Origin of the sequence: Paenarthrobacter sp. C1 (assembly GCF_049315185.1) — a bacterium.
Lineage (GTDB): Bacteria > Actinomycetota > Actinomycetes > Actinomycetales > Micrococcaceae > Arthrobacter > Arthrobacter nicotinovorans.
Window position 1 is genome coordinate 4,508,622 of the sequence record NZ_CP186052.1, and the last position, 20,082, is coordinate 4,528,703.

The following is a 20,082-nucleotide window of genomic DNA, read 5'->3' on the forward strand; positions in this document are numbered from 1 at the left end:
CGGTGAGCCCGGTTGCCCGAACTGCTTTCCAGAGTTGCCTAACCGCGGCGGTACATGGGCCTGAGAGATTCCTGGGGAGGATTTGCTCCTACGGCGCCTGACTGGATGTACCGGCAGGACTCTCCCGCCGCAGATCAAAAGCGTTGCGTCACGCGAGTGACACGCTTCACACCATAGCGTGGGGTTTCGCAAAAGTGCAAGCAAGCGGCCCCTACCCGTGCATGGCCTCGTGGATCTGAAGGGCGAACCAGAGCTGGGCCACCGTGGAGGTTTCACCCATGTCCAGGCCCGTCAGCTCACCGATTTTCCGGATCCGGTAGATGATGGTTTGCCGGTGCGTGAACAGGGTTGCCGCCGTCTTTTGCCAGGACCGCTGCGAGTCCAAATACGTCCGCAACGTGACAATGAGATCGCCTTCCTGGCTCTGCTCGTAGTCGAAAACCGGACCCAACAACCGCCGGACCAGAGCCGTTCCCTCCTCAACCCCGGTCAGGCCCAACCAGGACGGGCCCTGGGCATAACGGGCCAAACCCAGCTTGTTGGCCCGGGCCGAACCGAGCGCCCAGAGGGATTCCTGCAACGCGCGTTGGATATTCGCAACGGCTGCCGGCGCACTTATCCCGATCGCGGCATCCACACCGGCGCAATGGACCAGAACTTCTTCTGCCGTGTCCGCCGGGACCACCACATGGAACCTGTTGTTCCGCTTCAACGACGCCGACGCAACCCCGTGCCGCCACAGTTCGATGTGCACGTTTGCCAGCCTGTCGCCGTCGTCCGCTGAGGACCCGTCCGCAGCCATGGAGGCGAGCAGGAAGCGCTGTGGCGGAACGTCAAAAGCTGCGAGCCGGCTCTCTATCTCGGCCGCGCCCAAGCGCCCGTCCATGGCCTGGAGCAAGAACTCACCCGCTAGGCGGTGCCTGCCTTCCAGCGACAGGACGATGCGCGAAAGCTGCAGTCCCAGCACGGTGGCCGCATGCAGGAGCACGACGGCGTCCGGGTGCGGTTCGCCGTTGGGCAACACCACCAAGAGCGCATTCGCGTGGGTGGGGATATCCATGGTCAGGACGTGCCTGCCCCGAACGCGGTGCCACTGGAAGTTCTTCCCCGCCAACGACACCTGCCCGGAGAGTGGAGCCCACTCGTCGGCGAGGAAGACCGGAAGCGGCTCGCCTTCGGGGTGCCAGGGATGGAGGCAGCGGCGATCCACCACGAAGAGCTCGGAGTCAAGCTCCGTCGCAAGCCGCTGTACGAGGCTCTGCCAGTGGTCCTCGGAAGCTCCAGCGGTCCGGAGAAGGTCGTAGACCCTGGCCGTTTGGCGCAGGCGGCGCGACTCTTCCAGCAAGGACGCCTCGGCGACGGAGCGGGCGATGGCGATGAACGGCAGCGGGTAGGGGATGTTGATGAGCGGCAACGGCAGGTGGTCGCAGGCCTCCAGGAACTCCGGCAACAGCTCCGGCGCGTGCATCTTCTCTCCGATGGCCAGGGCGCTGGCACCGCTGTCCATCAGCGCCTTCGCGAGCGCCACCTGGCCCTCAGCGTCCGCCGGGATGGAGAGGCCGTTGGTCATCATGAGTTCGCCGCCCGTGACCCACTCCCAGAGTCGCGGGAGGTCGGACGTGTGGGCCCAGGTGATGCGGTTGTCGAGGCCTGCGGCGCCTGCGAGGAGCGCCAGGCCGAGCTGTGGCTCAGCAACGAGTTCAGCGACGGTGATTGCCACGCCTTGGCCTCCCGGGATGTGCCGGATGGTCGCCGGCACCGTTTAGACAAATGTATATGCAACTTAATCATTTGTAGTCGATCTACGGATAGTCGGAGTGACGCCGGTCACCCAAGAATTGAATGACTACTTCCCAGCTCCCCAAGAGCACTCACGAGAGAGGGTTGCAATGAGCGCAACAAGCAACCTCATTGACGATGCCCCACTGACCGCGTTCCACAAAAAGCTGACGTTCTTCGCCTCCGGCGGTCCGTTCATCGATGGCTACGCGTTGTCGATCATCGGCATCGCCCTGATCACAATGACCCCCGGACTGCAGCTGAGCACCGGGGAAATTGGACTGATCGGTGCCGCCAGCCTGGTAGGCATCTTCTTCGGCGGCGCCGTCTTCGGGTGGCTCACGGACAAGATCGGCCGCCACAAAATGTATATTGCCGACCTCATAGCACTGGCCGTCTTCTCGCTGCTGAACGGCTTTGCCACTGAGGTCTGGCAAGTAGTCCTGTGCAGGTTCTTCCTGGGGATGGCCATTGGCGCCGACTACCCCATCGCCACGTCGCTCCTGGCAGAGTTCCTGCCCAAGAAGCACCGCGGCCGCCTGCTTGGGGCCACCTTTGTGGTCTGGGCTGTTGGCGCAGCGGTCGCCTACGCCGTCGGATTCCTGCTCCGCGACATGGGACCGGACGCTTGGCGCTGGATGGTCGCCAGCCCGGCGATCTTCGCCATCATCACCCTGCTGTGCCGGCTCGGGACACCTGAGTCGCCACGCTGGCTGCTGTCACGTGGTCGCCGTGAGGAGGCTGATGCAGTCATCAAGAAGGTCTACGGACAGCAGTATGGGCTGGCTGATATCGCTTCCGACAGCGAGGGACCGGCGAAGCAGGGCAGGTTCCTGGACATTTTCCGGGGCCAGTTCTGGAAGCGGACGTTGTTTGTTTCCATTTTCTGGACAGCCCAGGTGATCCCGCTCTTTGCTGTGTACACCTTCGCCCCTGACCTTCTGGCATCCTTCGGAATGCACGGAGACGCCAACCTCTACGGAGGATCGTTCTTGATTTCCATGTTGTTTGTTGTCGGTGGCATCCCCGGACTGTGGCTGGTGGAAAGAATCGGCCGGCGCCGGCTGCTTCTCTGGAGCTTCGGGGTCATCGTGGTGGCCTTGGCCATCCCGGCTTTCATTCCCGACGTCCAGGCCGCGCCGTTGTTCATTGCCTTGGCCGTATTCGCTTTGGCTTCCGGCGCCTCCAGCTTCCTCGAAGTCGTCTACCCCAACGAACTCTTTCCCACCGAAGTGCGGGCAACGGCAGTGGGTTTTGGTACCGCCATCAGCCGCATCGGATCTGCCGCCAGCACTTACCTGATGCCCATCGCAATAGTGAGCTTCGGCGCCGCCGGTTCCCTGCTCATCGGCGCCGTGATCTCCCTGGTCGGTTTGGTGGCGACCTTCCTGCTCGCGCCGGAAACGGCCAACAAATCCCTTTCAGAACTCACCTCCCGTAAGAATCCGGGCACCCCGGAGCCGAATAAAGTAACCGAAGGATCCCTGTCATGACCACTCACCAGCCCGTCGGACCAGTCGATGCCACCAAGGTTCCCCGCTTCGCAGGATTGGGTACCTTTGCCCGTCTGCCGCAGATTGACCGCGTCCTCGACTACGACATTGCCATTGTCGGCGTACCGTTCGACGGCGGTACCTCCTACCGCCCAGGGGCCCGGTTTGGTCCGGCCGCAGTCCGCGAAGCCTCCCGCCTCCTGCGCCCTGGTTACCACCCGGAGCTCGATGTGGAGCCAGTCAACGAAGTCCAGGTCGTGGATGCAGGGGATATCGCCTGCACTCCTTATGACATCGCCCGTGCCATCCGCGAGATCGAGGAGCAAGCCCGTCCGCTGATCAGCCAGGACAGGAAACTCATCTCCATCGGCGGCGACCACACCATCGCGCTCCCCATGTTGCAGGCGCTCAACAAAGTGCACGGACCAGTGGCGCTACTCCATTTCGATGCCCACCTGGACACCTGGGACACGTACTTCGACCAGCCGGTCACGCACGGAACAATCTTCCGGAGGGCGTTCGAGGAGGGCTTGCTGTTGGAAGACAAGTCGATGCATGTGGGTATCCGTGGTCCTGTGTATGACCGCAACGACTTCCTGCGCGACCACGAGTTCGGTTTCCAGATCATTCGCTGCTCGGACCTGGATGTCATAGGCGTCCCGGCGGCGATCGACCAGGTCAGGCAGCGGTTGGGCGACACCCCCGTCTACGTTTCCATCGACATCGACGTCCTGGACCCGTCCTACGCACCCGGCACCGGCACCCCGGAGATGGGTGGTCTGCATTCCCGGGAGCTCCTGGCACTGCTCCGCGGACTCAACGGCATCAACATCGTGGGCGCCGACGTCGTAGAAGTGGCACCGGCGTATGACCATGCCGACATCACCAGTGTTGCCGCAGCAACTGTGGTGTTTGACCTCTTGGCCCTGATGGTCAACCGGGGAAAGGGCGCCAGCGTGTCAGGCTTCGAACTCGAAGAAGCTACAGCCTGATCCTCAGGGGCGCCGTCCCGCACTGAGTGGGGGTCAAGTTTCCTCCCTGGTCACTTGACCCCCACTGGAAACACCGGAATGGTAGTTTGATTCCTGCTGAGGCAGACAACGCACCCAACCGGAGGACCATCCATGTTTAAGGGTTTCAAGGACTTCATACTTCGCGGAAACGTGATCGAACTGGCTATCGCTGTCGTTATCGGCAGTGCATTCACCGCACTCGTCGGAGCTTTCACCAACCACATCATCAACCCGGTGATCGCCGCCGCCGGCGGCATGAACGCCGAAGGCCTGGGCTTCAAGATCTGGGAAAACAACCCCGCTACCTTTGTCGATTTCGGCGCCGTGCTGACCGCACTCGTGACCTTCGTGATCACCGCGGCCGTGGTCTACTTCATCTTCGTGGCACCCATGAACAAGATCAACTCACTGGTCAAGGACCGCCTCTCCACCGAGGAGCCCGAGGAAGAGCCGCTTCCGGCCGACACCGCGCTGCTTGCCGAGATCCGCGACCTCTTGAAGGATGCAGCCGCCGCCCGCGGAAATGCCCGGGACTTGGACGACGACTCCATCCGCTAGGAAAGCCCGCCGCACATCCCTGTTGTTGCGGCCTTTCCCGTTTGGCCAAGTAGAGCCCGGCACTACCCCTGAGGGAGTGCCGGGCTTTACTTTTGTCCGCCCCGATACATGGGCCACTCACCGGGCAGGAACAGCCGGCTACCCGGAAGTAGCCGGAACGTGACGCACCAGCAACGGGTTCGAAACAGGCGCGGGGCAGCATGAAACCATGAAGCGCAACCCGAGGACCCCCGTTACCGCGGACCTGCTGTGCGATGTCTGCGGCCAACTGCCCGAACCGCCCAAGGCCAGGCTGACCCTGGCCAACATCGCGGTCATGCTTCCCATTGAACTTCTGGTCCATGCAGCGGTGGTGGAAACCCATCTTCCCTACCTGGCCAAGGTCCTGCTGCTCACCGTGACCGCGACCGTCCTGGTGATCTGGGTTGCCGAGCCCTCCGCCGCGAAGGTCCTCAGGCGCTGGTTGCACGCCCCGGCACTCCGCCACCGGCACAAGCTGAACATGGCGCCTGCCCTGTGGCGGGCGCGGACCCTCGTGCTGGACCAACCCGGATCCCTACAGAGGATCACCCAGTCACTCGCCCGCTTGGAGACCAACATCCTGAGCATCCATGTTCATCCGATGGGAGGCGCCGGGCCGGACGGCAGCGTCATGGACGAGTTCGTCCTCTCGGCCCCGGGCGAGGTCACCGAGGTTGAACTGCTGAAGGCCTTGGACGACGGCGGCGGGCGTGGGTCCCAGGTCTGGCCGACCACGGCGCTGGCCATGGCCGACGGACAAACCAGGGCCCTGAGCCTGGCCGCCCGGGTGGCCGGAAATCCTGCCGAGCTCCCACACGCCGTGGCTGAGCTGCTGTCCGCAAAAGTAGTGCCCAACAGTCCGGAACGTCGGCCACCCGGGGCCGCGACCGCCGTCGTGGGTTCCACGGATGTGCTGAAGGTTCCCACCGCTTGGCATGGTCCACTCGTGTTCTCCCGCCCGGGCGAGCCGTTCACTCCGGCCGAATCCGCGAGGGCCCATCGCTTGGCTGAACTGGCCGAAATCCTGGCTTACGGCCCTGCCCCCACCCCGGCGAGGGACTGACGGTATCCCGGTCGCCTGCAGGATTCGTGTCGTGAGGCACTCCTGGACTTCCAACGTGCGAATATTTGTCCACCATTCGCATCTTTCCCATGGGGGACCTTTGTCTGAAAACACTCACTCCGGCACGCCCGAAACTGCCGGGAACAACACCAACACACCCGAACCGCAGTACGGCGTACGGCTTCCCGAAGGGACCGGCCCGGACGTTCCGGCATGGCACCCGGAAGCCCAACACATCCAAGCAATCTACGGCCAACCCATCTCTGTTACTCCCCGCGAAGACGTGGGACGCGGAGCCCTGTTTGCACTGGCTGCCCTGCCCATCGGCGTTATCTTGTGGATGGCCATATGGAGCCTCGGGTGGATGTCCTCCCTGGTGACATTTGCCGCCGCCGTCATGGCCGCCAAATTCTACGTAGCTGGCGCGGGAGCCCTGAGCCGAAAAGGCGTGTGGATCGTCGTCGGCGTAACTGTGGTGACGGCACTGTCGTCATTCGTCGGCGGCGTGTGGCTCGACGTTGTCCAGTTCCTCGGCCGCGAGCCCCTGGCCATGGTCATGAATTCCGAACCTTGGGCCCTGATGGCCAACAACCTCGCATACAACCCGGAGTTCATCAGCGGATACATGAAGGACTTCCTGCTCGCGCTGCTCTTCGGTGCCCTTGGATGCTTCTTCACCCTGCGCCAGATGTTTACCGCAACCAAGGCCTCCTAGGACGGGCGGCGGCTGATTCCGCTGCGTTCCTTCCCCGTTGCTTCTCCGGCGTCACCGCGTTTTTCATTCGACACGCGGTGTCCCTTGGGTCTGGCATGGAGCAACCGGGGAGGAACGCGGGGTCGGCCCCCGCGGTGGGTTAGTCGCCGTCGATCTTCTCCAGCAATTTGCCCAGAGCATCACGGATGTCGTCGTAGTCGTATTGGCCCGCCCTGCTCTCCGCCGAGATCACTGCACAGCGGTGGACCTTCTTGAAGTCACCGATCGGGAACTTGTAATGTCCCTTTTGGTCATCCGGATGCTCGTCGTCCACGCCGAGAAACCACTTTGAGTATTCGGCATGTCCGTGTTTGTCCAGGAACGAGTTTTCATCCCCGGTGGAAGGGGCATGCTCGCTCCAGTCGTCCCTGGTGTCTTTCACGGCCTTGCCATCGCGGATCAAGTGCTTCGCGTTCTCGAATGCCTTCTTGTTGAGTTTCACGGTCATGGCTCACCCTCGTTCATGGTGCGATCGGAAAGGACAGGTTACTTCCTATCGTTCACCTTAGGACGCGGACCCCGAGTCGAAAAGACCCCCTGCCGCCAGCAAGCCGGGGCCCGGACCTTGGGGAAGGAAGCGAACCCCTATTTGAGAATGCGGACCTTGACGGCCACACCGCGTTCCTTCATCACCAACCGCCGGCCAATGGGGCCTTTCTGGCGGAGCCACAGGACGCTGCCATCGAACGTCACCGCATCCACGACTCCCTCGTCCACCACTTCCTTGCCGCTCAGGACCTGGACAGTTTGACCCACGAGTGACCTCCAGTCGGACACCCGTCTGCCCCCTGATCGATCAAAGCTGACCCCGAACAGCGAATCTTTCGCACCCTGTTTCAACCGACGACTCCTCGCGTCCTCTACAAACCCTGTACAGGAGGTGTGCTGCCACGGCTCAGTCCATGACGCGATTCCCGGCCAAATTAATCCATGCCCACAACTTAATGACGCTACAGTGCCTTTACGGCGCCGAGTACCTTGGTCAACGAGTCCTTGGCATCACCAAACAACAGCGTGGTCTGGGGTTCGTAGAGAAGTTCGTTCTCAATCCCTGCGAACCCGGGGCGCATGGAGCGTTTGAGGAACACCACCTGCCGTGCGTCAGCAACCTCCAGGATGGGCATCCCGTAAATCGGTGAACCGGCGGTGGTCTTCGCGGCGGGGTTCACGACGTCGTTGGCGCCTACTACCAAGGCGACGTCCGCGGTCTTGAATTCGGAGTTGATCTCGCTCATTTCCTTGAGGGACTCATAAGGAACATTGGCCTCCGCCAGCAGGACATTCATGTGTCCGGGCATGCGCCCGGCGACGGGGTGGATGGCGAAGTCCACTTCGATTCCGCGCGATTCCAGGGCCAGGGCCAATTCAGCCGCCGTGTGCTGCCCCTGAGCCACCGCGAGGCCGTAGCCGGGGACGATGATCACCCTTTGCGCGTACCCGAGCAGGACCGCTACGTCCTCGGCACTGGACGAACGCACCGGCCGCTCACTCACAGCGGTGGATCCGGCCGTGGACCCGCCTTTGAAGGCGCCGAACATAATGCCGGCAACACTGCGTCCCATCGCCGCCGCCATGGCCCGCGTGAGGATGGTGCCCGACGCCCCAACCAAGGTCCCGGCCACCAAAAGCAGCACGTTCCCCAGCACCAGTCCGGACGCAGCTACGGCCAACCCCGTAAACGCGTTCAGCAGGGAGATGACGATCGGGACATCGGCCCCACCTACCGGGAGCACCAGAAGGACGCCGGCAACGAGGCCAAGAACCAGGAGGATCAACGCCAACAGCAGCGAACCGTTCAGGATCACTGCAACGCCAGCACCCACTGCCGCCAGCAGCACCAGGGCCATGAGCGCAGGAAGCCCGGGGAAGGTCACAGGCCGGGTGGTCATGAGGCCTTGGAGTTTCGCAAAGGTCACCCCCGAGCCGGCGAACGAGACTGCCCCCACCAGCAAGGTGAACACAATCGCCAGGCGGACCCAGGAGTCGCCAGTGTGGGAAAGCTCCAGCAAGGCAACCAAGGCCGCAGCGCCACCGCCCACGCCGTTGAAAAGAGCCACCAACTGCGGCATCTGCGTCATTTGCACCTTGCGGGCAACCGGAGCGGCCACTCCGGCACCAACGGCAACAGCTCCCAGTATCCAGGGCACGTTATCCAGCTTCACCGAAACAAACACGGTCACCACGGCCAGGAGGGCTCCGACTGCCCCGATCAGGTTTCCCCGCCGGGCCGTGCGCGGCGAGTTCAGGCCTTTGAGGGCAAGGATGAAACAAGCTGCTGCCGCAAGATACAGGAGTGCCGTCCAGGTGGGATTCAACAGTGTCACGGGCGGCGCTCCTCAGCCGCACCTGCTGCGGCGTCAGCTTTCGACGGCGGCCGCTGCCTTCCCCGGAACATCTCCAGCATGCGGTCGGTCACCACGAAACCGCCTACGAGGTTGGCCGTGGCCAGGACGACAGCGAGCAGGGCGACCGCCAACACCCAGGGATCGCCCGCTTGGCCTGCCACGATGATGGCCCCCACCAGGATGATGCCGTGAATCGCGTTCGCCCCCGACATCAGGGGCGTGTGCAGGGTGCTGGAGACTTTGGAAACAACCTCAAAGCCCACGAACACGGCCAGCACAGTGATTGTCAACAGGCTCATGCCGTCCATTAGCGCCCTCCTTCAGTCCTAGGGTGGATACTTCCAAAGGGTGCTTCCCCGCCCGCGAGCGCGGTGAGTGCTTCCGCCGTGGGTGCGTGCCGGACCGTGCCTTCGTGGGTGAGGCAGGTCCCGGCCACCACTTCGTCCTCGAAGTCCGGGGAAACCAACCCATCCCGGGTCATCAACGCCAGCAGGTTGGCCACGTTCTTGGCATACAAGCGGGAGGCATCTGCGGGCATCGCCGAGGCCACATCCTTCATTCCCACCAGGGTTACTGTGCCTTGGCCGTCTCCGGTGGGGATGGAAATGTCCTGCCCGGGAATGCTTCCCTCCACGTTCCCGCCCGATTCCGCGGCGAGGTCCACCACCACGGATCCCGGCCTCATGCCCTGCACCATGTCGCGGCTGACCAGCAGGGGCGCCCGCCTGCCCGGAACTGCAGCGGTAGTAATCAGCACATCGGCCTGTGCCACATGCGGTGTCAGAAGCGCCCGTTGAAGCGCTCCCCTGTCCTCGCTGAGCTCCCGCGCGTATCCCCCGGAGGCCTCTGCGGTCTCAAGGTCCAGCTTGATGAACGTTCCGCCCATGGAGGCAACCTCGTCGGCTGACGCCGGCCGGATGTCGTTGGCCGAGACCCGGGCGCCTAGCCTTTTGGCTGTGCCGATGGCCTGCAGCCCGGCCACCCCTGCCCCCAGCACCAGAACGCGGGCCGGAGGGATGGTTCCGGCCGCCGTCATGTACAGCGGGAAGAACCGAGGCAGCCGCATAGCGGCCTCCAGCACACAGCGGTAGCCCGCCACAAGCGCCTGGGAGGTCAGTGCGTCCATGGACTGGGCACGTGAAATGCGCGGTACGAGTTCCAGGGCAAAAGCGGTGATTCCGCCGGCCGCGAGCGCCCTGACGGTAGGCAACTCCGACGACGGCGACCCCAGGCCCACGGTGACGCAACCCCGGCGGAGGGCTCCCGCCGTCGACGGTTCCATGGGACGCACGTGGCAGTAGACGTCCAGCGATCCGAGGTCCAACGACCCCACCACGGACGCTCCTGCGCTGCGGTAGTCGTCGTCACTGTGGCCGGAGGCGAGCCCCGCGCCGGATTCAACGTCCACCGCCAGGCCGAGGCCCACTAGTTGCTTGATTGTTTCCGGCGTGGCTGCCACCCGCCGCTCGCCGTCGAGCGCTTCGCGTGCTATGCCTGCTTTCACCCGCCACCCCTCTTCCGGAACGCTCCAGAAACCAGTTGGCATGAGTCTATGACCGCGAGGGTCCGGGCGGGAGTAGGGGGCTGCGCTATGTGAACAAGTCCACTAGTGTCGGTTGAGTCGGGTCAACCCGCCACCACACCGTCGACGAGCCGGTTCCGGCCGCGCCGTCGGAAAGGAACGCCGCTATGGACACCTTCAAAATCGGCTATTTCGTTGGAAGCCTGGCCAGCAATTCCATCAACAGGGTCCTCTCCAAAGCGCTGATCAGCGTCGCACCCCCGGAACTCGAATTCCATGAAATCGCGATCAAGGACCTTCCCCTCTACAGCTCTGACTACGATGCCGACTTCCCGCCCGCGGGCCGGGAGTTGAAGGATGCCATCGCGGCGTCGGACGGGATCCTGTTCATCTCCCCCGAATACAACCGTTCCATCCCTGGCGCCTTGAAGAACGCCATCGACTGGGGCTCGCGCCCCTGGGGCACCAACTCGTTCGCACGGAAACCCACCGGAATCATCGGCGCTTCGCCCGGTGGCATCGGCACTGCAGTGATGCAGTCATCCATGCGGAGCGTTCTGAGCTTCCTGGACGCGCCGCAGCTGAATGCGCCCGAGGCGTACATCCGCTTCGTGGCAGACGCGTACGACGACGACGGTTCCGTTAAGGACGAAGGGACCGCCGCGCTGTTGCGCCACTATATGGAGGAGTACAGCGCGTTCGTACAACGCGTCCTGGCAGCCAACGCGCCGGGACACATCGGCGACCCGGAACCGGATTCGGCCAAGCTCACGCGTTAGCTGTATTGGCGAGGGGCGGGTGCCGCTCTTCCTGGGGCGGCACCCCGGGACCACGAGGAAAGGTCGATGTCCGCGCGGACGTTCGACGGCCCGGTGGTTTGCGTTTCCGCATTAACGCCGACCGCCGGCCTCAATGAGGTCCTGAACCTAAGAATGGTCGTTGGGGTGTGCGATTATCGGACGGCTTCCGCTTGCGTATAAGGTTCGGAAAGACTTGACCGGGTGATCCATTTGGATCACTCCACAAGCGCGGAAGGGCATTTCGGCATCGAACGACTTGGGGATTGAATCGTCATGAAATTTTTTAGGGTACAGGTTCGGCTCTGGCCCGTCCTGCTGATCATGGGTGTGGGTATTGCGGGACTGGGCGCGGCCTTTGCAACTGGCGGACTTAATGCCCTGGCTCTCAGTTCGATGCTCGGCAGCAGCTCCAACGAACGAGATACGCAAGTAGTCCAGGCGGTCACGCGCGTGCAGGAGGTTGCCTTGGTAAGTCTTCACATCGAGGGTGTCGCGAGGCATGAAAGCACAGGGGAAATTCTCGGCGTCGCCGTACCTGCCAGCGAGAAAACGACACTGATCCAGTACAAGTTCAACGCAAAACTAGGCATCGATGGGTCACAGGTCAAGATCGAAAAGAACAGCCCATCATCGTTCCGGGTGACCATTCCTCAGTTCGTCGGCATCGGCTTCGACGATCCGGTGTTCGAAGACCCAATGGAGAGCAGCGAAGCGCTTAGCTGGCTGACGCCGCCCGCCGTTCAAACCCGCATGATCAACAACATTCTCAGCGACGAGAACAAGCAGAAATATATAGCCCAAAACGAGGCCGCGCTTCAGGAGCAGACCAAGACGTTCTACTCCGGAATCATCACAGGCGTCGATACCGACGCCGAAATCGTCTTTGAATTCGCAAAGTAGCGTCAACGGCCAGCTGCCCTGCTCCGATGTGCCACTCAGGAACGTCCACTTTTCTGACGAGGTGGATGATTGTGTCCTCGCCAAGCCCGTTAGCGGAGGTCTGGCCCACCTGTCTCGGCGAGTTCGCCTAGCACGCTGATTCCCTCGTCGTCCCCGTATTGGGTGGCGTCTTGATCGACATCGGAAAACGAGTCGGCCGCCTCGTCATTAGCGAGGTGCGGGTATTTCTCAAGAAGAAAGCGCTTCCGGTACTCAATATTTGCGACGTCGACAATCGATTCCAGAGTGGCCCAATTGAAAGCGCCACCCAAGACGATCCCGGCTGCCGGGACGACTTTGCCGAGCCCTTGCTTGGTAAGCCGAAAAGCGAACTTTTCCGCAAACTTCTTGGAGACCTGGGCTACGAGCGACATATCCAAGAGCACCGCCCAGTTGTTGCCACGCACGAGTGCCTGGGTCAGCCGTGAAATGTCAGCCATCGCGGCAGTCTTCGCGCTGGCTGACATTGCCGTGCCAGCGTTGACGACAGACATAACGAAAAGTTTCTCCGCTGGTTCTTCGGGGTCGTAGCCGTACAGCAGAGATATGTGACCGACGGAGCGGGACGCGAGACCTAGAACTAATGCAGCGTCACCAACGAATGCCCCGGCGATTGCTGCCCCTGAAGGCGCAGCCGCGGCTCCGCCGGTGACGGGGACAGCGAGTTCCCCTCCGGAGATCACCAGTCCTGCACCGGCCCCCGAAAGAGCTGCAGCAAGAGGGTAGCCCCAGCTCATACCTCTCCCGCGGACAACGTCGATTTGCTCAAGGTCGAGGTGACGCAAGTCGGAGAGCCTCGTAACGTCGTGGCCGTTCTTTTTGTGTTTCGCAACAACCTGTTTAGGAGATAGACCGGCCCGTGAAATGCGCCCGGCCGCCTGCCTCATGGAGCCAAACGCAGCCCCACCCCAGTCGCTGATGCCGTCGGGAATGGAGTCCTTGGCTTTGCGTGCTCCGCTTTTGCTGAGACACTTCCCGGAGAGGCGACTAAACAAGACTCCGTCATCGGTGAATCCCCAGCCTTTAGGATTTTCGACGGCTTCCGCTCCTGAAGAGAGCGCCGACCAGCACTGCCTCAGGAAGCATTAGGTTTTCGAGACACCACAGTGTCCGCCTCAGGTGTCGACCGGAATATAGTTCACCCAGCGTGATCAAGGCGCTGCCACATTGGGGCTCTGAGCGCTTGGTCGAGGTAATCAGTGCCGGTTTCCTCAAAACTGTTCCCAAGATCGACGAAGCTATCGACGTTGAGGATCTCGCGGGCGAACTCCCGAATCGGCACCCGCAGGACTATCCACCCGCAAGGATTTAGTCAGTATGCTTACGAGTATGAGGATTTGAGGACACGCCCCCTACTCAGGAGATACCAATGCTTCGTAAGTTAGCCATAACTACAGCCGCCTTGGCCCTTTTTGCCGGGTCGATGGCATCCACCACCGCCGCAGCAAACGCCGCAGCCCCGGCGGCAGCCGCAACCACCGTCCACGCGCAGGGCAGCGTAGCCGCCACCACGGCAACGCCTTCGCCGGATGCAAGCAACCCCTCGGGCCCGTCAACGCAGACACCCACCAACCCCGGGCCATCCTCGGGTGCGCCCAGCACACCTAACCCCGCAGGAAGCGGACCAGCCAACCCCGGCACGGGAGAATCCGAACCCCAGGAGCAGACACGAACCAACGCCGTGCCATGGGTACTGGCGGGCGTTGCCGCCGTCATCATCATCGCGCTAATCATTTGGACCCTGCGGAACCGGCGCCGCCGGGACAAGGGAATCAGCCGGGAAAGCTAGGCCAGCTTCCCGATAAGGCTGCCTTCGAGGTTTTCGAGCAGGTGCCGCGGATTGTCATAGACTTCCGCGGCACCTGCGTCGCGCAATTCGGCCTCGCTGATTCCGCCGCAGGTCAGCGCGATCACCGGAACGCCAATGGCAGAGCCGGCCTTTACGTCCCAGACAGCGTCGCCCACGAAAACCACGTCCTGTGGTTCCAGGTGGAGCTTCTCCAAGCACGCCTCCAGGATGTCGGGCGCGGGCTTGCTCTCCTTCGCGTCATTGGAACTCGTCCACGCATCAATGGAGGATCCCGCGTCGAGGAGCCTGCGGCTGACCTCAAGGTCGCGATCCTGCGCCGAGGACGCCAATCCGACCGCCAGCCCGGCTTCCGAACAGGCTGCCAGGAGATCCCGGGCCGATTCGAAGGTCCGCAGCGCGGGCCAGAAGGTGGAAAAGACCGCGCTGTGCGAGGACTTGAGGTTTTCCTGCAAGTCCTCCGAGGGCTCCGGCACCAAGCTCTGAATGAGCCGGTCGCCTCCCATGCCGACTCGCCGGTGGATGGCCGACATTTCGACGTCCAACCCTTCCCGCCGGAACGCCTGCCACCACGCCATGGCGTGGAAGTAGCTCGAATCAATCAGGGTGCCGTCCACGTCGAACAGGACACCGCGCTTCTTTGAAGTCGCCTCAGTTGCCACAGTTGACCACCTTCGCTTGTGTCCGCGTCCCCTGGGCGGCGAGCGCGGAATCAATCACGGGTTCTTCCAACATCAATACGGCGTACCGCTCCGCAGAGCCGGTTTGCAGCAGGCCGGTGCCGGCCACTTCCCGGATCGCAGCCACCCCTTCAACGGCGTCATCCACCGTGGAGAACCGCTTGGACAAACCCATCAGGCAATCCCCGCCATCCACCATCAAAATCCGATATCCCCCATCGGGCGTTTCCACCAGTTCCAAACGGCCGGCCATCGCTACCTCCTCGTTTTCGATGAAAAACAGCTTAGTAAGACTACTTAGTATAAGCCCTTGGAAATAATCCGTAACGCTGGAAATAGGCGCCTGCAACTTCTTGTTGGCGTGGATATGACAACAATCGGAATTATCGGTGCAGGACACATTGGCAGCCAGGTCGCACGCAAGGCGGTCGAACTCGGCTACGACGTCGTGATCAGCAACTCACGCGGACCCGAGACGCTCGGCGACCTCGTCGCGGAGCTGGGGCCGCGCGCCCGGGCCGCGACGGCGGCCGAAGCAGCAGCGGCAGGCGATTTCGCCGTCGCGACCGTTCCCCTGAAGAACTACCGGGACGTTCCCGCCCAGCCGCTAGAAGGCAAGGTGGTTATCGACACGAACAACTACTACTGGGAGCGCGACGGACGCATTCCGGAGCTGGACAACGGTGAAGCAACCACGTCCGGCCTGCTCCAGAAGCACCTCCCCACCTCGAAGGTGGCAAAGGGCTTCAACCACATCTTCGCCAAGGACATCACGACGGACGGCACTCCCGCGGGGACGCCGAACCGTCGTGCCCTGGCAACCGCCAGCGACTTCCCGGAAGCAGCGGAGCTCGTCACCAGGCTTTACGACGAATTCGGTTTCGACACCGTCAACATCGGGCCCCTTGCAGACAGCTGGCGGGTCGAGCGCGACCGTCCCGCCTATGTCATCCGGCAGAACGCGGATGAACTTCGGGAGAACCTCGCCAAGGCGCACCGCACCAACTGAACCACAGCGCACGACGGCGGACGGGCGGCTTACGCCTGTCCGCCGTCGCACGTCGTGGAACAGTCGGGCATCACCGCGCGGAGGTGGTGCTCATCACGGCAGCATCCAAGCTAAGGCCAAGTTCCTCTTACCATTCGAAGCAGTATCCGTAAGCAACAGCCCCCGCCGTCTAGTCTCGCCCTATGGAAAAGACCCTTTACGACACAGTCATTGTTGGCGGCGGCCACAACGGACTCACAGCGGCCGCGTACCTGGCTCGGGCGGGCAAGAGCGTAGCCGTCCTGGAGCGGGACGACCACTTCGGCGGCGCGGCTGTTTCAGCGGCCGCCTTCAAGGGCGTCGATGCCCGCCTCTCGCGCTACTCCTATCTGGTCAGCCTGCTTCCCCAGCGGATTATCCAGGAGCTGAACTTGGACATAGCGCTGGCCCGCCGCAGGTACTCCTCCTACACACCGGACCCGGAAAACCCCGAAAAAGGCCTCCTCATCGATGGCGGCGACTCCCACGCCAGCCGGGAATCCTTCGAAAATGTGGGTGCGGGAGCTGACTTTGACGCGCTGGAAGGCTTCTACGCCGACACCGGCAAGCTCGCGCAAGCCTTGTTCCCCACCGTTTGCGAACCACTGCCCAGCCGATCGGAAGCCCGGGCCCTCGTGGCTGACGACAAGCTGTGGAACTCCTTCATCGAGAATCCGCTGGACCAGGTCATCACAGAGCGCCTCACCCACGATCTGGTCCGGGGCATGGTTTCCACCGACGCCCTGATCGGCACCTTCACTTCGCTCGACGACCCCTCCATGGATGCCAACCGATGCTTCCTCTATCACGTGATCGGCAACGGGACCGGCTTGTGGGACATTCCCTTGGGCGGCATGGGGTCCGTTTCCCGCGAACTCGAGCGGGCGGCCCGGGAGGCCGGGGCGGCGCTGCTGCCGTCGGCGGAGGTAACAGCCATTTCCGACGACGGCGAAGTCCGGTTCCGGCGCGACGGCAGCGAACACGTGGTCCAGGGCAGGCGTATCCTCGCCAACGTTTCGCCATGGGTCCTGCAGGACCTTCTGGGAGCACCGTCACCGCAGGAGGTCGCCCGGCCCGAAGGGGCGCAGATCAAGGTGAACCTGCTCCTGAAGCGCCTTCCGAAGCTCCGGGATGCCACGGTCACTCCCGAAGCCGCCTTCGGCGGGACCTTCCACATCAACGAGCGGTACCAACAGCTTGCCGACGCGCACCGTGCGGCCACCGACGGGCAGATACCCAGCCCACTCCCCTGTGAGATCTACTGCCACTCCTTGACTGATCCGAGCATCCTTTCCGGGGAGCTTGCAGCCGCCGGAGCGCAAACATTGACGGTGTTCGGGCTGCACACCCCCGACCGGCTGGTGACGGAAGAAAACAACCACGTGATGCGTGCCAAGCTCCAGGCCGCCGTCCTCGAATCGCTCAACTCGGTCCTGGCCGAACCCATCGAGGACCTCCTGCTCACGGACGCCGACGGAAACCCGTGCGTCGAGGCCAAGACCACCCTTGACCTTGAACATGCCCTGAACATGTCGGGGGGCAATATCTTCCACGGCAAGCTGCAGTGGCCCTTCCTGGAGGACGACGAGCCCCGGGCTTCCCCGGCTGAACGGTGGGGCGTCGCAACGGGGTACCCGAACATCTTCCTTTGCGGGGCAGGTGCCCGCCGCGGGGGCGGAGTCAGTGGACTGGGCGGGCACAACGCCGCCATGGCGGTCCTGGAGGATTTGCAGGACGAAACCGTGTCATGAACCGGGCCGTGACTGCACTTTATGGGTGGCTGCCTCTTCGGATGCTCGGCGCATAGGGCTTCCGGGGAGGCAGCTGCACCACTCAGCGCAGCCCTACACCAAGGAGCCCCATGTCCACCAAAATCTCCGCTTGGCCCGCCGCGACGCCCATGTGGGTGGATTTGGGAGTGGATGACCTGGACGCGGCCAAGGCCTTCTACGCGGATCTGTTTGGGTGGACCTTCGCTTCCGGCGGCCCGGAGTCCGAGGGTTACGTCCTGGCGGAACTCCGGGGCCGCGCGGTGGCTGGAATCGGCCCTCAACAGGACAAGGACGCGCCGTCCTCGTGGACTACGTACCTGGCGTCAGATGACGTTGACCAGACGGCCGGCAGAATCGTGGGCAGCGGCGGTCAACTGATCGCGCCGCCTTTCAATGTGATGGACTCCGGCCGGATGGCCCTGGCTTCAGACAGTCTCGGTTCGGTGTTTGGGATCTGGCAGGCCGGGAACCACATCGGGGCTGAACGCGTCAATGAACACGGTGCGCTGTGCTGGAACGAACTCCACACCCGCGACAAGGAGGCGGCGCGGTCCTTCTACACGGACGTCTTCGACGTCAGTTTCCAGGACATCCACGACGACGGCTACGTGTACTCCACCATCTGCAGGCCCCTGGACGGCAGGGAAGTCGGCGGAGTGTTCCACGATGCCGAGGCCTCTTTGCCCGACCGTTGGATGACGTGGTTCGCCAGCGACCACGTCCAAGCCACCGCGCTGAAGGCGGTGGAGCTCGGCGCCACGCTCCTCCGACCGGCCGCGGAAAGCCCTTTGGGACGCACGGCCATCGTGCGGGCCCCGCAAGGTGAGACCTTCGGCATCATCGACGCGCCCCGGACGAACAACTAAGCGGTCCGGCTGCACGATCAGGCCGCGGCGGGATCCAACGCCTCCGAGATCACCTCGTGTGCGTGCGCCGCGGCAAGTGGAGCCGCCAATCGGTGGACGGCTTGGAAGGTCCTGCGGACAGCGGGCCCATGCCACTCCGGCGGCAGGTAGTCCGCGGGCAGGTTCGGGTCCTTGTACGGAAACTTACGCCACAAGGTGAGCATGGGGATGTAGTAACGGAAGGCTTCGCGCCGCAACTCCTCGGTGGAACCGGCCAACGCGGCCTCGGGATCATCTCCAACCCGCCGCGTCCACTGCTCTTCGGCCCCCTCATAGAGTTCCAGGAACTCGGTGAATTGCTGGTCGAGTTCGTTCAGGTCCCACCATTCGGCGATCTTCGGACGCATGGGGCCGTCAAACACGTAGTCGCTGCGGAAAAGGTCCACGAATTCGATCAAGCCACTGCTTGTCAGCCGCTCCCTGGCCTGCTCAAGCTTGCCCGCCGGTGCGATCCACACACCGTTGGCTACGGATCCAAAGCCAAGCCCCAGCAGTGCGGAGCGCAGCTGGTGCCGGCGGTTGCGCATGGACTCCGGCACTGAAAACACGGCCAGTACCCATTTGTCCACGGGGGCGGCCTGCTCAGGGGCGAAGATCCTCCGGTCGCCCTCACGGAACACATCGCTGACGGACTCGGAAATCTTGTACTTGGCGATGCCACCTTCACGCACGCTCTTGAGCACGCCCTTGGCCTTGAGCCTGGACACGGAAGAACGCACTCCCGGAGCGTCATATCCCAGGGAACCCAGCATGGAAATCAGTGCTGAGACCGGCAAGGCGTCGCCCGCGTTCCGGCCGTAGAGGCCAAAGATCGTGACGAGGAGTTGCTGGTGGCGCACCGGGGGTGCCGGGACGGCGAACATCGAAAACATCCTCATTTCCGCGCCAAATGTTCAGGCGCCAGTCCACTTCATCATAGGTGTGGGAGCGCCGCCGCCTGCTCAACGAAAGGCCACGAACTGGCAAGCCCATAGTAAGGATGCTTACTATGGAGGAACACTTGAACTCCGCAACAGGATCAAGCAGCCACATCAGGTACTTTCCGCATCAACGATAGGAAGCACATCATGGCAGGAAATCTTGTAGCCCGTTCCATCCACGACCTCACCGCTGCGGCATGGTTCGGCGGCTCATTGATGGGGGCCATCGGGCTCAACGGAGCCGCCGCAGAAGCCAAGGACCCCACCGAGCGCACCCGCTTGTCCAGCAAGGGCTGGGGCAAATGGGCTCCGATCCAGACCGCGGCCTTCGCGGGCCACCTCGCCTCCGACCTCGCCATCGCCTGGGAGAACAAGGGGCGCATCGCCAAGCAGGACAACGTGGCCGCCAACACCGTCTACAAGACCGTGGTGACCCTGGCCGGAGCTGCGGTGACACTTTACGCCGGCATCGTGGGCAAGAAGGTAGACGAGCTCTCCGGCGAAGGCGCCGAAGGAGCCACGGAACCGCGCGCAGGTGCCTCCGATGAGCTGAAGTCGGCACAGACCCAGCTCAAGGCCCTCCAGTGGGCCATTCCCGCCTTCGCTGCCTGGGTCATCATTCTCGGTGCCAAGCACGGAGAGATGCAGCGCCCCAAGAACATCCTGAAGGGCCTGCGCTAACCA

General features: G+C 63.0%; 22 protein-coding genes and 1 riboswitch. Of the genes, 12 read left to right on the forward strand and 10 right to left on the reverse strand.

The features are described 5' to 3' along the window. Nucleotides 1-38: 38 nt before the first annotated feature. Nucleotides 39-137, reverse strand: a riboswitch (glycine riboswitch). Nucleotides 138-211: 74 nt separating this feature from the next. After that, nucleotides 212-1,720 carry a PucR family transcriptional regulator gene (locus tag ACNAOU_RS21120; RefSeq protein WP_422757682.1) on the reverse strand — a complete coding sequence of 503 codons (1,509 nt, stop codon included), beginning with the start codon at nucleotides 1,718-1,720 and terminating at the stop codon, nucleotides 212-214. Between the two features lie 169 nt (nucleotides 1,721-1,889). On the opposite strand from ACNAOU_RS21120, the gene ACNAOU_RS21125 reads away from it, so the two are divergent. The 5 genes from ACNAOU_RS21125 (at nucleotide 1,890) to ACNAOU_RS21145 (ending at nucleotide 6,642) form a co-directional block, all read left to right on the forward strand. After that, nucleotides 1,890-3,272 (forward strand): MFS transporter, encoded by a 1,383-nt coding sequence (locus tag ACNAOU_RS21125; protein WP_039243388.1) that lies wholly within the window; start codon nucleotides 1,890-1,892, stop codon nucleotides 3,270-3,272. After that, complete coding sequence (speB, locus tag ACNAOU_RS21130; protein WP_422757683.1) at nucleotides 3,269-4,264, forward strand: agmatinase; 996 nt, start codon at nucleotides 3,269-3,271, stop codon at nucleotides 4,262-4,264. Before ACNAOU_RS21125 ends, speB begins: the two co-directional genes overlap by 4 nt. A gap of 132 nt (nucleotides 4,265-4,396) precedes the next feature. Next, the gene (gene mscL / locus ACNAOU_RS21135) at nucleotides 4,397-4,843 is read left to right on the forward strand and encodes a large conductance mechanosensitive channel protein MscL (RefSeq protein WP_055973364.1); all 447 of its coding nucleotides are present in this window, start codon (nucleotides 4,397-4,399) and stop codon (nucleotides 4,841-4,843) included. A 208-nt stretch (nucleotides 4,844-5,051) separates the two neighbouring features. Then, a complete protein-coding gene (locus ACNAOU_RS21140) occupies nucleotides 5,052-5,927 on the forward strand; it encodes an amino acid-binding protein (RefSeq protein WP_354628599.1) in 876 nt (291 codons plus the stop codon). 100 nt (nucleotides 5,928-6,027) lie between these two features. After that, entirely contained in the window at nucleotides 6,028-6,642 is a 615-nt protein-coding gene (locus ACNAOU_RS21145; RefSeq protein WP_422757685.1) for a hypothetical protein, read from the forward strand. 139 nt (nucleotides 6,643-6,781) lie between these two features. Here the strand turns inward: ACNAOU_RS21145 and ACNAOU_RS21150 are convergent, their stop codons facing one another. From ACNAOU_RS21150 to ACNAOU_RS21170, 5 genes are all read right to left on the reverse strand, one after another. Then, the gene (locus ACNAOU_RS21150; protein ID WP_018780337.1) at nucleotides 6,782-7,129 is read right to left on the reverse strand and encodes a hypothetical protein; all 348 of its coding nucleotides are present in this window, start codon (nucleotides 7,127-7,129) and stop codon (nucleotides 6,782-6,784) included. 137 nt (nucleotides 7,130-7,266) lie between these two features. Further along, complete coding sequence (locus ACNAOU_RS21155) at nucleotides 7,267-7,437, reverse strand: hypothetical protein (RefSeq protein WP_018780338.1); 171 nt, start codon at nucleotides 7,435-7,437, stop codon at nucleotides 7,267-7,269. Nucleotides 7,438-7,631: 194 nt separating this feature from the next. Beyond that, nucleotides 7,632-9,005 carry an NAD(P)(+) transhydrogenase (Re/Si-specific) subunit beta gene (locus tag ACNAOU_RS21160; RefSeq protein ID WP_039243396.1) on the reverse strand — a complete coding sequence of 458 codons (1,374 nt, stop codon included), beginning with the start codon at nucleotides 9,003-9,005 and terminating at the stop codon, nucleotides 7,632-7,634. Continuing rightward, entirely contained in the window at nucleotides 9,002-9,334 is a 333-nt protein-coding gene (locus tag ACNAOU_RS21165; protein WP_055973351.1) for an NAD(P) transhydrogenase subunit alpha, read from the reverse strand. The genes ACNAOU_RS21160 and ACNAOU_RS21165 overlap by 4 nt, the downstream gene beginning before the upstream one ends. Beyond that, complete coding sequence (locus ACNAOU_RS21170) at nucleotides 9,334-10,530, reverse strand: Re/Si-specific NAD(P)(+) transhydrogenase subunit alpha (RefSeq protein WP_422757686.1); 1,197 nt, start codon at nucleotides 10,528-10,530, stop codon at nucleotides 9,334-9,336. Before ACNAOU_RS21170 ends, ACNAOU_RS21165 begins: the two co-directional genes overlap by 1 nt. Nucleotides 10,531-10,715: 185 nt before the next feature. On the opposite strand from ACNAOU_RS21170, the gene ACNAOU_RS21175 reads away from it, so the two are divergent. Both ACNAOU_RS21175 and ACNAOU_RS21180 read left to right on the forward strand, forming a co-directional pair. Then, nucleotides 10,716-11,327 carry an NADPH-dependent FMN reductase gene (locus ACNAOU_RS21175; RefSeq protein ID WP_018780342.1) on the forward strand — a complete coding sequence of 204 codons (612 nt, stop codon included), beginning with the start codon at nucleotides 10,716-10,718 and terminating at the stop codon, nucleotides 11,325-11,327. 294 nt (nucleotides 11,328-11,621) lie between these two features. Beyond that, entirely contained in the window at nucleotides 11,622-12,248 is a 627-nt protein-coding gene (locus ACNAOU_RS21180) for a DUF4230 domain-containing protein (RefSeq protein ID WP_079582931.1), read from the forward strand. 89 nt (nucleotides 12,249-12,337) lie between these two features. Here the strand turns inward: ACNAOU_RS21180 and ACNAOU_RS21185 are convergent, their stop codons facing one another. Continuing rightward, nucleotides 12,338-13,282, reverse strand: a complete 945-nt coding sequence (locus ACNAOU_RS21185) for an EcsC family protein (RefSeq protein WP_422757687.1) — start codon at nucleotides 13,280-13,282, stop codon at nucleotides 12,338-12,340. Nucleotides 13,283-13,656: 374 nt separating this feature from the next. Between ACNAOU_RS21185 and ACNAOU_RS21190 the strand changes: the two genes are divergently transcribed. Next, a complete protein-coding gene (locus tag ACNAOU_RS21190; RefSeq protein ID WP_275776914.1) occupies nucleotides 13,657-14,076 on the forward strand; it encodes a hypothetical protein in 420 nt (139 codons plus the stop codon). Here ACNAOU_RS21190 and ACNAOU_RS21195 read toward each other — a convergent pair. Then, complete coding sequence (locus ACNAOU_RS21195) at nucleotides 14,073-14,756, reverse strand: HAD family hydrolase (protein ID WP_275776916.1); 684 nt, start codon at nucleotides 14,754-14,756, stop codon at nucleotides 14,073-14,075. The genes ACNAOU_RS21190 and ACNAOU_RS21195 overlap by 4 nt on opposite strands. Then, the gene (locus ACNAOU_RS21200) at nucleotides 14,746-15,027 is read right to left on the reverse strand and encodes a hypothetical protein (protein ID WP_018780347.1); all 282 of its coding nucleotides are present in this window, start codon (nucleotides 15,025-15,027) and stop codon (nucleotides 14,746-14,748) included. The genes ACNAOU_RS21195 and ACNAOU_RS21200 overlap by 11 nt, the downstream gene beginning before the upstream one ends. A gap of 114 nt (nucleotides 15,028-15,141) precedes the next feature. On the opposite strand from ACNAOU_RS21200, the gene ACNAOU_RS21205 reads away from it, so the two are divergent. The 3 genes from ACNAOU_RS21205 (at nucleotide 15,142) to ACNAOU_RS21215 (ending at nucleotide 18,439) form a co-directional block, all read left to right on the forward strand. Further along, nucleotides 15,142-15,783, forward strand: a complete 642-nt coding sequence (locus ACNAOU_RS21205) for an NADPH-dependent F420 reductase (RefSeq protein ID WP_422757689.1) — start codon at nucleotides 15,142-15,144, stop codon at nucleotides 15,781-15,783. Nucleotides 15,784-15,965: 182 nt separating this feature from the next. After that, nucleotides 15,966-17,552 (forward strand): phytoene desaturase family protein, encoded by a 1,587-nt coding sequence (locus tag ACNAOU_RS21210; protein ID WP_422757690.1) that lies wholly within the window; start codon nucleotides 15,966-15,968, stop codon nucleotides 17,550-17,552. A gap of 110 nt (nucleotides 17,553-17,662) precedes the next feature. Then, nucleotides 17,663-18,439 carry a VOC family protein gene (locus ACNAOU_RS21215; protein WP_422757691.1) on the forward strand — a complete coding sequence of 259 codons (777 nt, stop codon included), beginning with the start codon at nucleotides 17,663-17,665 and terminating at the stop codon, nucleotides 18,437-18,439. A 17-nt stretch (nucleotides 18,440-18,456) separates the two neighbouring features. On the opposite strand, the gene ACNAOU_RS21220 is transcribed toward ACNAOU_RS21215, so the two are convergent. Then, nucleotides 18,457-19,356: a PaaX family transcriptional regulator C-terminal domain-containing protein gene (locus tag ACNAOU_RS21220; protein WP_229778685.1), complete on the reverse strand. Its 900-nt coding sequence runs from the start codon at nucleotides 19,354-19,356 to the stop codon at nucleotides 18,457-18,459. A gap of 189 nt (nucleotides 19,357-19,545) precedes the next feature. Here ACNAOU_RS21220 and ACNAOU_RS21225 point away from each other — a divergent pair, with 189 nt between their 5' ends. Next, nucleotides 19,546-20,079: a hypothetical protein gene (locus ACNAOU_RS21225; RefSeq protein ID WP_039243426.1), complete on the forward strand. Its 534-nt coding sequence runs from the start codon at nucleotides 19,546-19,548 to the stop codon at nucleotides 20,077-20,079. Nucleotides 20,080-20,082 lie beyond the last annotated feature (3 nt).